The following is a 14,747-nucleotide window of genomic DNA, read 5'->3' on the forward strand; positions in this document are numbered from 1 at the left end:
GGGTCGACCAGGCTCAGACGGCAACGCCCTCTTCTTCCTGGGCCACCAGCCCCATCTCCGCGTCCCGCGCGAACTCCGCCTCACGCCGCAGCAACCGGAACCACATGAAGACCACGAACCCGGCGAAGACAAACCACTCGCCGGTGTAACCAAGATTCTGGAACGCCTTCAAGTCGAGCCCGGAGTCCGCAGGCGCCGTCGCGGGCACGGCGGTCATCCCGGCATCGGCCTTGTCCAGCGTGATCCACGCGTCATACACGTCGTACGGCACCAGGTTCACCAGCGAAGCCGAACTGATCGCCGCGGTCTGCCCGGCAGGCAGCCCGCCCTGCGCGCTCACCCCGTTGTCCCCAGGCGTCTCGGACGCCTGCAACGCACCGGTGACGGTGACCTCCCCGCCCGGCGCGGCGGGCGCCTTCGCCGCGTCGGCGGCACCCGGCAGCCAGCCCCGCACCACCGGCAGCGCCTTGCCGCCGTCGGTGCGCAGCAGCGTCAGCACGTAGAAGCCCCGCTTGCCGTCGAGCTGCCGGTCGGGCACGAGCAGCTGCTTGCCGTACCGTCCGGTCGCCGTGACCTGCCGGCCGGACGTCGCCTTGTTCACCGGCAACAGCTCCCGCAGCGGCCGCGCCGCCTCGTGCCGGTCCGTCGTGACCTGCTCGGTGGCGTCCCGATGGGCCTGCACCCGGTCCTCGAACCGGCTCAGCTGCCACGACCCCATGAAGATGCAGAAGGGGATGGCGAGCAGCACGAAGACGTTGATCCCCCACCAACGGGGCGTCAGCAGAAACCGGTACACGCCGTCAACGGTACGGGGCGGCCACGGCGGCCCCGGCCGCGGGGTTCGGACCATCAGACCCTGGCCGGGGCCGAGGTCGGCGGCGGGACCGCGCGATTGCTCTCGCGCCAGTCGGCAGGGGCGGGGGAAGGGCCGGGGAAGGACATGGATCGGCCTTCCTGACCTGCTTGGACGTGCGTTCGGTAAATGCCCGGTAGAAGTTATCCACAGGCTGGGGCCCTCGCCAGCGGATTGTCTGTGGGGACAGGCACTATGGGGCCATGACTGAGAGCAACGCCTCCGCCGCGCCGGAGCGGAACGAGGACATGCCGGACTGGGAGAAGCGCTTCAGGGCGCCGCGGGTGTCGCTGCCCGACTGGGCGGAGGACGCACCGGAGCGCTCCCTGTTCGTGTCGAACGCGACGGGGACCTACGAGCTGTACGCCTGGGACCGGGCCACGGGCGGCCAACGCCAGGTCACGAACCGTCCGAACGGCACGACGGAGGGCCTGCTCTCGCCCGACGGCGCATGGATCTGGTGGTTCGACGACAAGGACGGCGACGAGTTCGGCGTCTGGCGCAGACAGCCCTTCGAGGGCGGTGCGGACGAGCTCGCGGCGCCCGGCCTTGAGGCCTCCTACCCGGCGGGCCTGGCACTCTCCCGGGACGGCCGCACGGCGATCGTCGGCCGCTCCACGGACGAGGACGGTACGACGATCCATCTCGCGCGCTTCGGCGAGGACCCGGTGGAGATCTACCGCCACCGCGAGTCGGCGGGCGTCGGCGACCTCTCCCACGACGGTTCGCTGATCGCCATAGAGCACACCGAGCACGGCGACGCCATGCACTCCGCCCTGCGTGTCCTGCGCCCCGACGGCACGGCGGTCGCCGAGCTGGACGACACCAAGGGCGGCACGGCCGAGCTGGGCCTTGAGGTCCTGGGCTTCGCCCCCGTCGAGGGCGACACCCGGCTGCTCATCGGCCACCAGCGCCGCGGCCGCTGGGAGCCCCTGGTCTGGGACGTGGCGACGGGCGAGGAGACCGACCTGGCCCTGGAGCTGCCCGGCGACGTGAGCGCCGAGTGGTACCCGGACGGCACCGGCCTGCTCATCGTGCACAGTTTCGAGGCCCGCAGCGAACTGTTCCGGTACGACCTGGCGAGCCGCGCGCTGACGCGGATCCCCACCCCGCCCGGCACGGTCTCCGGTGCGACGGCCCGCCCCGACGGCAGCGTGGAGTACCTCTGGTCCTCGGCCGCCGAACCGTCGGCGGTCCGCTCGACCACGGGCGCGGTCGTCCTCGACCCGCCCGGCATGAAGTCCCCGGGCTCGGTGCCGGTGGAGGACGTGTGGGTGGACGGCCCCGGCGGCCGTATCCACGCCCTGGTCCAGAAGCCGCAGGGCGCCCAGGGCCCGCTGCCCACGGTCTTCGACATCCACGGCGGCCCCACCTGGCACGACAGCGACGCCTTCGCGGCGGGCCCGGCGGCCTGGGTCGACCACGGGTATGCGGTGATCCGCGTCAACTACCGGGGTTCCACCGGCTACGGCCGCGCTTGGACCGACGCCCTCAAGCACCGCGTCGGCCTCATCGAACTGGAGGACGTCGAGGCGGTCCGCGCCTGGGCGGTCGACTCCGGCCTCGCCGACCCCGACCGTCTCATCCTCACCGGCGGTTCCTGGGGCGGCTACCTCACCCTCCTCGGCCTCGGCACCCAGCCGAGCGCCTGGACGCTCGGCATCGCGGCGGTCCCGGTCGCCGACTACGTCACGGCGTACCACGACGAGATGGAGGCCCTGAAGGCCATGGACCGCACCCTCCTCGGCGGCACCCCCGAGGAGGTCCCCGAACGCTTCGAGGCCTCGTCCCCGCTGACCTACGTCGACCAGGTCAGAGCCCCGGTCTACATCTCGGCCGGCGTCAACGACCCCCGCTGCCCCATCCGCCAGATCGAGAACTACGTCAAACGCCTCGAAGCCCGCGGCGCCATCCACGAGGTGTACCGCTACGACGCGGGCCACGGCTCCTTGGTGGTCGACGAGAGAATCAAGCAAGTCCGCCTGGAACTGGAATTCGCGGAACGCCACTTGCCGTAGCCACCACACTCGCCGCAGCCCACGGCCACTCCTACCGCCACAGGCCGCGGTGACTCGGATCGCCGCAGGCCGCGGTGACTCGGATCGCCGTGGCCTGTGGTGACTCGGATCGCCGTGGCCTGTGGTCGGTCGTCCGCCGTGGCCTGCGGTCGTCCGCCGTGGCCTGTGGTGGCTCGGATCGCCGTGGCCTGTGGTCGGTCGTCCGCCGTGGCCTGCGGTCGTCCGCCGTGGCCTGCGGTTGCTCGGATTGCCGTGGCCTGTGGTCGGTCGTCCGCCGTGGCCTGCGGTGGGATTGCCGTGGCCTGCGGTTGCTCGGATTGCCGTGGCCTGTGGTTCGGTCGTCGGCCGTGGCCTGCGGTGACTCGGCTTGCCGTGGCCTGCGGTTTCTCGGATTGCCGTGGCCAGCGGCCGTTCGTCCGCCGTGGGCCTGCGGCCACTCCCACCGCCGGAGCTTGCGGGCAGTGGGGTTGCCGTGGCCTGCGGCTGGTCGTGCTGCCGTAGCTTGCGGGCGCCCGCGCCGCCGTGGCCTGCGGCACTGCTCCGCTGCCGCTGACGTAGCTGCGGGCAGTCGTGCCGCTCGGGGCGGCGCCCGTCCCAAAGAGAGCGGCACCCGGTCAGCGCCGGCAAGCGAACCCTCCCCCTGCCCAGCCCCGCGCCGGCAAGCGAACCCTCCCCCTGCAGCGCCGCCGCAGGGCCCCGCTCAAGCCCCCGCCCGCTCCCGCGGCCGCCGCCCCGACAGCTCCGCCAACCCCCGCCGAGTAGCCGCCAGCACCACCCGGTCCGACCCCTTCAGCACCCGCCCCTCCGGCAGATCCCACACCAGCCCCGACCCCGAAACCGCCCGCACATCCTCATACGCCTCCCCGGCAGCCACCCCTTCCCGCCGCCCGTCCAAGACCCTCGTATCCAGCGCCAGCACCCGCCAGGCCCCCGCCCGAAACGCCTCCGCCACCGTCTTCCCCTCCAACTGCGGATGCCCGGCCACGTCCATCGCGGCAAACAGCAACACCCGCCGCTCCACCGGAATCGCCCCCAGAATCTGCCGCCCCATCATCGCCCCGGCAAAAGCGGGCGCCGCCAGATGGGACACACTGCGACTCCGCGTGGAGGCACGCGGATGAGCAGCCCGCAGCGTGCGGTACACGGCGGTCGCGAAGTCGTCGTCGTACAGCCGCAGCACGACCCGCAGATCGGGCCGCACGGACCGCGCATACAGCGCGGCCTCGAGGTTCGTCGTGTCCGCGCTGGTCACCGCCAGCAGCGCATGAGCACGGTGGATCTTGGCGGCCTCCAGAACGCCCTCCTGGGTGACGTCCCCGAGCACCACAGGAACCCGCAGCCGCCGCGCCGTGGCCAGCCCCCGGGCCTCCGGGTCGGACTCGACGCACACCACGGGGATGTGCAGTTCCCGCAGCCTGGTCAGCACCCGCGTACCGATCTTGCCGAGCCCGAGGAGGACCACATGCCCGCCCAGCCCCCGCGGCGGCTTCCGCAGCGCACCCGCGGTCCTGAAGGTGCCCAGTGCCTCCAGCACCGCCGCCAGCAGTACCGGCAGCAGCAACAACCCCGTGAGCCCGGACAGGAGTTGGAGGATCTGCCGCCCGACGGGCTCCCCGATGGCGGGGTTGTCGATGGCGAAGAGGTCGAGCAGCGTCAGATAGAACGCGCTCAGCGGATGCACCCCCGTCACCAGCCACAACGCCACCGCGAGCGCGACCACGCACCCCACCATGCCCGCCAGCGACCACCGCAGCCGCCGCGAGAACAGCGAGGAGAACGCCACGGCCCCGCGGGCCGGAGGCAGTTGGGGCCCGGCGTACGAGACCTGCTCCAGTACGACGGTCCCGCGGCCGGTCGCGGCCCGGACCGCCGCCGCGTCGGGCAGCAGCTCCGGCCCCTGCTCGCCCCCGCTGTCGGCACCGTCCGTGGAGAGCAGCGCCAGCGTGGCCAGCCCCGGCCGGGCCAACTGCCCCGCGAGCGGCGTCCGTTCCACCGCCCGCAGCAGCAGCCCGTCGGTCTGTACGACCTTGCTGGTGCCGGCGACCGCGGTGGCGGCCAGCGCGGGCGCGGCCGTATCGGCGTCGGAGAGCACGGTGGTGGAGGTGTCGCTGCCGGGGGAGCCGTCGTCGCCGGTCGCCAACGCGGCCGCCTGGTCGAGGAGTTCCTCGATGTGCTGGCCGAGCCGACGGTTGTAGAGCCTGAGGACGAGCCGCAGCCGCGGGTTGAGCCGACGGGCGGTGAGGGCGGCACGGATGTTGGTCTCGTCGTCGTCGTACACGAGCGCCAGCGCGGCGGCCCGCTCCACGCCCGCCGCGCCGAGCACCTCCTCGGTCGCCTCGGCGGCCTCCACGACCTGGGCGTTCGCGACGGGTTCGGCGGCGGCGCCGTTCGCCCGGCTGACGGCCGCGTTCACCATCCGGTCGAAGAGTGCCGCCGTGGTCGCCCGCGCGCGCCCGACCACCGGCGGTCGCACCCCGCGGTCGGCGGGCGGCACGACGAGCGTGACCTGCTCGCCGTACACACCCCGCAGTTCCGCGGCCAGCCGGTGCGCCAGTCCGTCGTCACCGCACACCACCATGTGCGCCGACACGTCACCACTCGCCACGCCTTGATTAGGAACGCTCCCCACGAGTGAGAAGAGTGCCTCACCGGGAGAGGTGGTTCCAGCAGCGACCGAGCGCGGTCACCGAACAGTCACTGAACGAACGCCCCTTCCCCGCCGTATGGACGGGGAGGGAACCAGCGCCCTCACGCACCACCGGAGGTACCACGCCCGTGGCCATCACCAAAGCAGCCCCTACGGGGGCGGACAGCCATGAGCCGGTGCGTGGCGCCCCGGAGCCGGAGGAGCCGACCGGCACCGGGCAGGGGCACAGCAGCCAGGACTCGAAGTCCCCTCTCGTCCTCACCATGCTGCTGCTCCTGCTGGTGCTGCTCCAGGGCCCCATCCGCGGAGCGCTCTCCGCACCCGTCATGCAGAGCTGGATGACGGTGTTCGTGGCCGTGCTCGTGCAGGCACTGCCCTTCCTGGTGCTCGGGGTGCTGCTCTCGGCGGCGATCGCGGTGTTCGTGCCGCCGGCGTTCTTCGCGCGCGCCCTGCCCGGCCGGCCCGCCCTCGCGGTGCCGGTCGCCGGGATGGCGGGCGCGATGCTGCCGGGCTGCGAGTGCGCGTCGGTGCCGGTGGCCGGAGCGTTGGTGCGCCGGGGCGTGACCCCCGCGGCGGCCCTCGCCTTCCTGCTGTCCGCCCCGGCGATCAACCCGATCGTGCTGACGGCGACCGCGGTGGCCTTCCCCCGCGACCCCGAGATGGTCGCGGGCCGTTTCGTCGCCAGTCTGCTCGTGTCGTGCGTGATGGGCTGGCTGTGGCAGCGCCTGGGCCGCACGGACTGGCTGCGCACACCGGAACGCTCCCACTACGAGGGGCCGAGCAAAGGCGCCGCCTTCTGGAACTCGGTCCGGCACGACGTGATGCACGCGGGCGGTTTCCTGGTGGTGGGCGCGATGGCCGCCGCGACGCTCAAGGCCGTGGCCCCGGCGAGCTGGCTGCGCACGGCCGCGGAGAACCCGCTGGTGGCGATCCTCGCGCTCGCCGTCCTGGCGGTCCTGCTGTCGATCTGCTCGGAGGCGGACGCGTTCGTGGCGGCCTCGCTGACCCAGTTCTCGCTGACGGCAAAGCTGGCGTTCCTGGTGGTGGGACCGATGATCGACCTCAAGCTGTTCGCGATGCAGGCCGGCACCTTCGGCCGCGGCTTCGCCCTGCGCTTCGCCCCCGCCACCTTCTGCCTCGCCATCGCGGGCGCGGTCCTGACCGGGGCGGTGCTCCTGTGAACCGGCAGGCCCAGGCGGCGATCCTGTTCCTGACCGGCGCGGCCCTGCTGCACGCCGGACTCACCAACCTCTATCTGCGCTACGTCAAGGCCGGACTGCAACCGCTGCTGCTGGCCTCGGGCGCGGTACTGATCGTGACGGCGCTGACGACGGTCTGGTACGAGTGGCGCAGCCGCAAGAGCGCCGAAACCCACGAGCACGGCGGCGAGGCCCATGACCATGGAGAGGGTCACGTCCACCGCGAACCCCGCATTTCCTGGCTCCTCGTCCTCCCCCTCCTCGCCCTGATCCTGGTTGCCCCGCCCGCCCTCGGCTCCTACAGCGCCATGCGCACGGGCACGGCCCTGCAACAGCCGTACGGCTTCGACAAGCTGCCCGCCTCCGGCCCGCTCGACCTCAACGTGGTCGACTATGCGACCCGCGCCGTCTACGACCGCGGTCGGCACATAGCGGGCCGCCCGATCCGGATCACCGGCTTCGTCGCTCTCGACCACACCGGCGCCCCCTACCTGGTGCGCATGGCCCTCAACTGCTGTGCCGCGGACGCCCAGCCGGTGAAGATCGCCCTGACCGGCACGATCCCGCCGGTCCTGCAGCCGGACAAGTGGCTCCAGGTGACCGGGACCTACACCGCCGAGCAGACCAAGGACCCCGTCAACAACGGCCCCATACCGTACTTCCGGGTCACGGCGGCGACACCGGTGCCGACGCCGAAGGATCCGTACGACGAGTCCTGGAACAACTGACCCAGGAGAACTGACCCAGGACAACCGACCCAGGACGACTTACCCTGGATATCTGACGGTCCGTCAGTTACCGTCCCCTGCTGTGCCGCCTGGAAGCAGGTGAGCAAACGGGTGAAAGAAGGGGTGAGCGCAGTGGAGACCACGACACGTCCCGCCAGTCCGCAGCCGACCGGGGCTCCCCGCTGGGTCGCGCAGTGCTACCGGCCCTCCTCGGCCTCCTGGGAGGTGTGTGCCGAGGCGGCGCACCGCGCCCCCGTGCAGTACGCGCTCGGCGAGATGGCCCACACCGTGCGGGCGCGCGGCGGTGACTTCGCGGTCAGCCTGTGGGGTCCGAAGGACGGGGCGTGGCAGCGGTTCGACGTGTCGACCGCGGCCACGAACGCCACTGCGCCACAGGCACCGTCCGGCCCCGAGGAGCCGAGGACGCTGACGGAGCGGATGAGCGGCCGGCGGCAGCAGGTGCTCATGGCCGGGCTGAGCAAGGCGGGGCTCTACGACCTCGCACCGGAGGACCATGCAGCCGTGCAGGTCCTCGTCGAGCGGCTCGACGAGACCACGGTGCGCAGGGTCGCCCAGTGGCTGACCGCCGGGAGGGCATGAGAATGCCCGACCGCTGGCGACGGGGGATGCACCAGCGATCGGGCTGTGGCCAAGCGTAACAAGGCCGCGGGCCCGACGGGAGTCGACGGTTCCGCCGCGTCGCGGGGATGTGGCCGGTATCACTGGGTCGGCCCCGTTGACCAGGGCTGCCACCAGGGCTTCCACGGGTCGGACTACGGGCCGCACGGAGGCTTGTACGAGAGGCGTGGCAGATATTCGTGCCATTTCTCCGGTGTCAGCACGCCCTGTGTGGCCGAGCAGATGTGCCGGATCGCGTCGTCCGTGTCCAGGTTCCACAGCCGCACGGTGTCGGAGCCGCTGGACACCCCCAGCAGATGGCTGCTGGGGCTGAACAGGAGGAAGTTGCCGGTCTTGGCGTTGGGGCTCATGGACTGCCCGATGGGCGCGGCCTCGGAGGGGTGGGCGACGTTCCAGAGGCGGACGGTGTTGTCGTTGCCGCCGCTGGCCAGGGTGCGGCCGTCCTGGCTGAGGGTGAGCGACACGACCGCTTCGGTGTGACCGGTCAGGGGGCCCCCGACCTCGGCCGCCTCGCGGGGGTCGCTGACGTTCCACAGCCGGACCGTGTCGTCGTCGCTGCCGCTGACCAGCGTGGAGCCGTCCGGGCGGTAGACGAGGACGTTGACCGGTCCGCCGTGTCCAGTGAGCGGTCTGCCGAGGGAGGTGACACGGCGGGGGTCGGTGACGTTCCAGAAGCGGATGGTGGCGTCCGCGCTGCCGCTGGCGAGGGTGTGGCCGTCCGGGCTGAAGACGAGGCTGTTGATGAAGCCCTTGTGACCGGTGAGCGGTGCGCCGAACTTGACGGCACGGGAGGGGTCCGCGACGTTCCACAGCTGGATGGTGCGGTCGTCGTAGGGGCTCGCCAGGATGCGCCCGTCCGGGCTGAAGGCCAGCGCGTCGGTGCCTGTGAAGCGGGTCCTTATGGCGAGGGGCGTCCCGTAGGGGATCGGCCGGGCCGGGTCGGTGACGTTCCACAGATACAGCTTCTGGCGGCCGCTCATCACGGCCAGTGTGTGGCCGTCGGGGGAGAAGGCCAGCTGGCGCTGGCCGCCGTCCGGGGGCATGAACGGTTTGCCCATCGCCACGGGCCGGCCGGGAACCCTCACGTTCCACAGCCGGATCCGTCCGTCGCGGGCGGCCATCGCGAGCACCCGCCCGTCCGGGCGGAACGCCCCGAAGGCGCCGACCATGTCCGACGTCGGCACCGACCACAGGCGGACCTTGCTGTCGCCGCTGCCGGTGGCGAGGGTGCGGCCGTCGGGGCTGAAGCCCACGGCGTACATCTCGCCGCTGCTGCCCGCGAGCGGCTCGCCGATCTGCGAGGGGGAAGCCGGATCGCTGACGTTCCACAGGCTCGCCGTGCTGTCCGCGCTGCCGGCCGCGAGCAAGCCGCCCTTCGGGCTGAACGCCACCGACCACACGGGACCGGTGTGGCCGGTGAGCGGCGAGCCGAGCTCGGTGGCGTTGCGCGGGTCGGTGACGTCCCAGAGCCGGATGGTGTCGTCCGCGCTGCCGCTGGCGAGGGTGCGGCCGTCGGGGCTGAAGGCCACCGAGTGCACGGTGTCCGTGTGGCCCTTCAGCACCCTGACGACGGGCTTCGGGCGATGCGGATCGGACGTGTCCCACAACATGATCGTGTCGTCGTCGCCGCCTGCCGCCAGCAGCCGGCCGTCGGGGCTGAAGGCCACGGACCGCACGGCGGCGGAGTGCCCGGTCAGGGCACCGATCGTCCTGGGCCGGGCCGGGTCGGTCATGTCCCACAGCCGTACGGTGTGGTCCTCGCCGGCAGCGGCGAGCGTGCGGCCGTCCGGGCTGAAGGCCAGCAGATAGATCGTGCCGGTGCGGCCGGTCAGGGGCGTGCCGAGCGGCTTGGGGTGCGCGGGATCCCGTACGTCCCACAGCCGGACGGTGCCGTCGTCGCCGGCGCTGGCCAGGAGCTTCCCGTCCGGGCTGAAGAGGGCCGTGCTCACCCAGCTGGTGTTGCCGGTGAGCGGCTTGCCCAGCGGCTTCGGGTGCGAGCGGTCGCTGACGTCCCACAGCCGGACCGTGCGGTCGTAGCTGGCGGTGGCGAGCACCTTCCCGTCGGGGCTGAAGGAGGTGAGGTAGACGGCGCCGGTGTGGCCGAGGAGTGGCGTGGCCAGCGGCGCGTTCACGATCGAGATCAGCCGGTTGTTGGTGCCCGCGTCGTCCGGCCGCAGATCGTGGGCGACGAGGTCCAGCTGGGCGGAGAGCGAGGGGTCGGTGTACTGGACGCGGTCGGCCTCCGCGACCACCTGCTCGAACACCGCGTCATTGCGCTGCTGCCAGGCCATGACCGCCGCGCCGACCGCCAGGACGGACATGACGACCAGCGCGGACACCGCCCCGCGCCGCATCACGAGGGTCCGCTTGCGCAGCCGTACCGAAGCGGCCAGGAACTCCACCGCGCTGCGGGTGAGGAAGGTGTCGCCGGCGGACTTCGCCCAGGTGCGGGCCTGGGCCAGCCGCGAACCCCGGTACAGCAGCGAGGAGTCGCGCCCCGAGCCCTCCCAGGCCCTGCCGTCCTCCTCCAGCCGCTGGCGCAGCAGATGGTCGCCTCGGCCCTCGTCGATCCAGTCGCGCAGCCGCGGCCAGGCGGTCAGCAGCGCCTCGTGGGTGATCTCCACGGTCTCCGCGTCGAGCGTCACCAGCCGGGCGCGGACCAGCGCCTCCAGCGACTCCTCCGTCTTGCCGGGGTCCGTCGACTCCTGCGCCAGCTGCCGTCGGGTCCCCCGACGGCGGGTGGCCTGGGTGTCCTCGCCGAGCCGGACCAGCCGCAGCAGCAGCAGTCGCGCGGCCGTACGGGCGGGCGGGTCCAGGCTCGACCAGGCCCGCTCGGCGGTCGCGGCCACCGCGCCCTGGATGCCGCCCGCGGCCCGGTAACCGGCCAGCGTCAGCCGTCCCGCCTTCCGCCGCTGCCAGGTGGCGAGCAGCGCATGCGAGAGCAGCGGCAGCACCCCGGCGTCGTGCGCCCCGCGCGGCCCGTCGGCGCTCACCTCCCGGACGATCAGCTCCGCGAGACCCGGTTCGAGCTCGAGGCCCACGGCCTTGGCCGGCCCGGTCACCGCCTCCCGCAGCTCGGCCGTGCTCAGCGGCCCGAGCACCATGTGCCGGTGCTGCAGCGCGTCGGCCAGCTCGGGATAGCGCAGGCACTGCTCGTAGAAGTCGGCGCGGATACCGAGGACCACGAGCAGGGCGGCCGGCTCGTCCGCTCCCGCGGACGAACCCGCGGCGTGCAGGATCTGCACGAAGGCGTGCCTGCCCGCCTCGTCGGCGCAGAGGGTGAAGGCCTCCTCGAACTGGTCCACGATGAGGACCGGCCGCTCACCGGAGGGCGCCTCGCGCCGGGCCCACTCTGCGACGGCAGCCCGGACGGCGCGCGCGAACGCGGGAGTGCCGGGTTCCGTGGCCGCGGAGCCGTCCGCCTCGGACATGACGGATGCGAGCTCGGGGATGCACCGGGTCAGCTCCCCGACGGGATCCGCCCCCGGCACGAGCTGCACGACCGTCCTCGGACGGCTGTCGTCGTCGCCCAGTGCGCCGTTCTGAGCGGCGGGCACCAGCCCGGCGTTGAGCAGGGACGACTTCCCCGCCCCCGAGGCACCGACGAGCATGACCAGGCCACCGGTCTTCTCCGCTGCCCGCAACTGGTCGACCAGGGCGTTGGTGCTGCGCTCCCGGCCGAAGAACCACCGGGCGTCCTCCTGCCGGTAGGAGGCCAGCCCCCGGTACGGACACACACTGGGAGCGACCGGATCCTCGGCCGGAGGCCGCTCGTCCACTTCTGCGGCCGCCGCGGGACGGTCACCGGCCGGGTCGGCCAGGGCGCGCTCCCACAGCCGCTGCCACTGCCCCAGGTCGTACAGACCGGCGGAGACCGGCGTCGGCCGCGCCCGGCGGGCCTGCGGGATCAGGACGTGCAGTACCGCGGTGAGCGCGGCGAACTGGGCCGGCACGTTCTTGGCCCGCCGCCAGTCGCTGATCCGCTGGGCGGACACCCGTACGGGCCGCCCCCGCTCGTCCACCCGCTGAAGCTGTACGACCGCCTCGGCCACCCGCGCGAGAGGAGGGTTGCCCGCCTCCTTGTACAGCAGAGCGAGCCGCTCCGCGAAGGCGGTACGCGCCCCTGAGTCGGAACCCAAGGCCTCCACCCCTTACTCCCCCCGCGCTTGGACATCCGGACCGGAAAACTCACTTTATACGGCTGACCTGCGGCGAAAGCCTCCGGACCGGCACCGGAATCTCCTCACGGGAAGCCACAAATGGCAGGATCACGACGCAAGGGCGAACCCGTCGGGCACCGTCCGCGCAGGCCATCAGCTCAGCGCTCAGGACGACAGCGCACGGCGCCGAACCTTCTCGGCCAGGCTTCAGCGGAAGCCACGGGAGGCGGCGCCAGGCCCGTCGTCCGAGCCTCCGAGATCCGCGCCGTTCGACACCGGTCCCCACGAGGGGAGGGACCGGAGCCGAACGGCGCGGAGTGCTTTTGACGCCGTCCCATCATCGTGTGGCTGACTCGCTGCGAGATTGATCACCTTCCAGAGCCTTTTTGATCACCGTTGACCCTCTCTTTCATCAGCCGTCACCGGCGTGACCTACGCTCCGCTCACTTCCCCAGTTCCACAGGGGCTCTTTTTCGTTCCGGGGGGTTCGAAACCACCGTGCGCACCCGCACTCTCACGGCCGCGACCGCACTCGCGGTCCTCTTCGGCTCGACCGCGCTCGCTCTCACGTCGGCCGCGCCCGCGCTGGCCGACTCCAGCACCGTGCTGCCGGTCACCTCGACCGGTGACCTCGTCGTGGACGGCGTCCACCAGCGGGTCTTCATCAGCGACCCGAAGAGCGGCAAGGTCGTCGCGACCGACTACAGCGGCACCGTGGTCGGCACGATCGAGTCCCTTCCCGGTGTCCGCGGCCTGGAACTCTCCGCCGACTCCGGCACCCTGTACGCGGCCGTCGCCGACGCGAACGCCGTCGTGGCCATCGACACGGCCACCGCCACTGAGACCCACGCCTACCCGACGGGTGACGGCACCCACCCCGAGTACGTGGCCTACACGGGCGGCAAGCTCTGGTTCGGCTACGGCGGCGCGGCCAATGGCAACATCGGCTCGCTCGATCTGAGCGGCACCGACCCGGTCGTGGCTCTGAACCAGGACGGGAACACCTTCTACCAGGCGCCGATCCTGGACGCCTCGCCCGGCGCCCCGGGCACTGTGGTGGCGGGCGCACCCGGCCAGAGCCCGGTCGAACTCGCCGTGTACGACGTCTCGTCGGGCACCGCGAGCCGTACCGCGTACGCCTTCGACCCGGGCAGCACCGGCGGCGGCAACCTGCGCGACCTCGCGGTCACACCGGACGGCAAGGACGTCGTCACGGCCAGCGGGTCGCCGTACTACCAGGCCGTCTACAAGCTCTCCGACCTGACGGCTGACGGCAAGTACGAGACCACCAACTACCCCGACGCCGTGGACATCGCGCCGAACGGCGATGTGGCCGCGGGCACCGACTCCCTCTACGGCTCCGACGTCCACCTCTTCAAGGCGGGCGCCTCGACGCCCACCCGGGAGTACGACCTCCCCAGTTCCACCGGCGGCACCGCCTCGGACGAGCTGGCCGGCAGCGGCCTGGCCTGGGCACCGGACGAGAGCAAACTGTTCGCGGTGTCGTACGACAGCAACAACACCTACTCGCTGCGGATCTACGACGACCCGCTGAAGGCCGCCGCCACCCTGACGGCCACCGCCCCGGCCACCGCGCCGCGCGCCAAGCCGCTCACGGTCACGGGCAAGCTGACCTCCAACGCGTCCCTCCCGCCCGGCACCAGCGTCTCCGTCCGCCGCGCGGACGACGAGTCCCCGTCCGGCAAGCCGCTCGGCACGGCGACGGTCGGCGCCGACGGCTCGTACTCCTTCGCCGACACCCCGCCGGTCGGCGGCCAGGTCACGTACACGGTCGGCTACGCGGGCGACGACTACCACGCGAGCGCGACCGCCACCAGCACGGTGAACGTCGCGAAGACGGCGACCGCCCTGACCCTGGACGGCAACGGCAAGGTCTACTCGTACAACACCCAGGTCAAGTTCACGGCGCACCTGGGGACGACGTACAAGAACCGGACCGTCGAGATCTACGCCGACCCGTACGGCGGCGACAAGCCCAACAAGCTGGTCAAGTCCGGCGCGGTCGACTCCTCCGGGAACCTGTCCGTGAGCCTCTACCTGACCCGCGACACCAAGCTGACCGCCAAGTTCACGGGCGACACCCGCTACGCGCCCGCGACGGTCACGAGCACGGTGGGCGCACGGGTGCAGGTCTCGACCGCGCTCAGCGGCTACTACAAGTCCCAGACGGCGTGGAACCAGACGTACCGCTACTTCCACAAGTCCAAGGACCCCGTCTTCGACACCACGATGACGCCGTACCCGAACCGCAAGTACCGGGTCGAGGTGCAGGGTTACTCCCAGGGCGCCTGGCGCGCCACGCACAGCGAGTACCTCGTCCTCGGCTCGGACGGCCGGGACACCCTCGAACTCACCGGCACCCCGCCGACGGGCGTCCGCTTCCGCATCCGCTCGTCCTACATCGACACGACCTCGGGCGACAACGTGAACTCGACGACCTACGGAACGTGGAAGTACTTCATCTTCACGAGCTGAGACCGGC

General features: G+C 72.0%; 8 protein-coding genes. 5 read left to right on the forward strand and 3 right to left on the reverse strand.

Annotated elements, in window-relative coordinates; genetic code table 11:
* Positions 1–13: 13 nt before the first annotated feature.
* Entirely contained in the window at positions 14–796 is a 783-nt protein-coding gene (locus ACIBW9_RS14985; protein WP_398954910.1) for an SURF1 family protein, read from the reverse strand.
* 260 nt (positions 797–1,056) lie between these two features.
* Between ACIBW9_RS14985 and ACIBW9_RS14990 the strand changes: the two genes are divergently transcribed.
* On the forward strand, positions 1,057–2,871 hold the full coding sequence (locus tag ACIBW9_RS14990; RefSeq protein WP_398954912.1) for a prolyl oligopeptidase family serine peptidase: 1,815 nt from the start codon (positions 1,057–1,059) through the stop codon (positions 2,869–2,871).
* 700 nt (positions 2,872–3,571) lie between these two features.
* Here the strand turns inward: ACIBW9_RS14990 and ACIBW9_RS14995 are convergent.
* A complete protein-coding gene (locus ACIBW9_RS14995; protein ID WP_398955233.1) occupies positions 3,572–5,449 on the reverse strand; it encodes an NAD-binding protein in 1,878 nt (625 codons plus the stop codon).
* A gap of 197 nt (positions 5,450–5,646) precedes the next feature.
* On the opposite strand from ACIBW9_RS14995, the gene ACIBW9_RS15000 reads away from it, so the two are divergent.
* From ACIBW9_RS15000 to ACIBW9_RS15010, 3 genes are all read left to right on the forward strand, one after another.
* Positions 5,647–6,699 (forward strand): permease, encoded by a 1,053-nt coding sequence (locus tag ACIBW9_RS15000; RefSeq protein WP_398954914.1) that lies wholly within the window; start codon positions 5,647–5,649, stop codon positions 6,697–6,699.
* A complete protein-coding gene (locus ACIBW9_RS15005) occupies positions 6,696–7,445 on the forward strand; it encodes a TIGR03943 family putative permease subunit (RefSeq protein WP_398954916.1) in 750 nt (249 codons plus the stop codon). The genes ACIBW9_RS15000 and ACIBW9_RS15005 overlap by 4 nt, the downstream gene beginning before the upstream one ends.
* A 123-nt stretch (positions 7,446–7,568) precedes the next feature.
* Complete coding sequence (locus ACIBW9_RS15010) at positions 7,569–8,045, forward strand: hypothetical protein (RefSeq protein WP_398954918.1); 477 nt, start codon at positions 7,569–7,571, stop codon at positions 8,043–8,045.
* A 173-nt stretch (positions 8,046–8,218) separates the two neighbouring features.
* Here ACIBW9_RS15010 and ACIBW9_RS15015 read toward each other — a convergent pair whose 3' ends face one another.
* The gene (locus ACIBW9_RS15015; RefSeq protein WP_398954920.1) at positions 8,219–12,232 is read right to left on the reverse strand and encodes an AAA family ATPase; all 4,014 of its coding nucleotides are present in this window, start codon (positions 12,230–12,232) and stop codon (positions 8,219–8,221) included.
* 510 nt (positions 12,233–12,742) lie between these two features.
* On the opposite strand from ACIBW9_RS15015, the gene ACIBW9_RS15020 reads away from it, so the two are divergent.
* Positions 12,743–14,740 (forward strand): Ig-like domain repeat protein, encoded by a 1,998-nt coding sequence (locus ACIBW9_RS15020; protein WP_398954922.1) that lies wholly within the window; start codon positions 12,743–12,745, stop codon positions 14,738–14,740.
* Positions 14,741–14,747 lie beyond the last annotated feature (7 nt).

The organism is Streptomyces sp. NPDC049541 (assembly GCF_044465725.1).
Lineage (GTDB): Bacteria > Actinomycetota > Actinomycetes > Streptomycetales > Streptomycetaceae > Streptomyces.